General features: G+C 55.9%; 1 protein-coding gene. It reads left to right on the top strand.

All coding sequences use genetic code 11. From position 1 onward, the window contains the following. Positions 1–400 (top strand): hypothetical protein (locus tag ACGTN6_RS20920; protein WP_394595028.1); only part of this gene is annotated, 400 nt, incomplete at its 5' end. Positions 401–571 lie beyond the last annotated feature (171 nt).

The raw sequence follows: 571 nt of genomic DNA, 5'->3' as shown, positions 1-571 counted from the left end.
AAGCAGCATTCTCCACTCAGCTGGCACTGGGAAAAGTGAACTGAACAGCATCTTGAGCGACAGGAGACACGCCATGTTATGGATAACAGGGGTTTTGGATAAGGATTTCTTTGGAGTTAAAGCTGGCACAGCGTTGTGTGAGGTAGCCGGCAACGATCCTGTGAAGGTGATGCCATACATCGACGGAGACTGGAGTGACATCATTGATGTCCCAAGCGATCACATTCGACCCGCTCATCACAAAGAGCTCTGGATTACCGTAAGTGCTGCGTGCCTTGACTGGCCTGAAGACATGGCTCGAGCGGTATCAGATGGGGAAGTCGAGCAGCACCCCTCCAATCCCGCCCTATGCCGCCCATCAGACGCTTACCTCAAGGACCGCGGACAGGTGATCGGATGACGGATCCAGCCCCCCAGGAAGCCGCTGAGACCTCGGACAGCAAACGCTACCTCTACCTGGTTGTCCCACAGGGCGGCCACGGTTTCAAACTTGGTATCAGCGTCAGCGTGCCTAACCGACTCAGGGCCCTCGGCATCTCGCAGCTAGACTTCGACCAAAGCCTCGCGATAG

Source organism: Halomonas sp. B23F22_20 (genome assembly GCF_043496985.1).
GTDB lineage: Bacteria > Pseudomonadota > Gammaproteobacteria > Pseudomonadales > Halomonadaceae > Halomonas.
The sequence above is the reverse complement of the archived record's forward strand: the minus strand, read 5'-3'. Positions and strand labels throughout refer to the sequence as shown.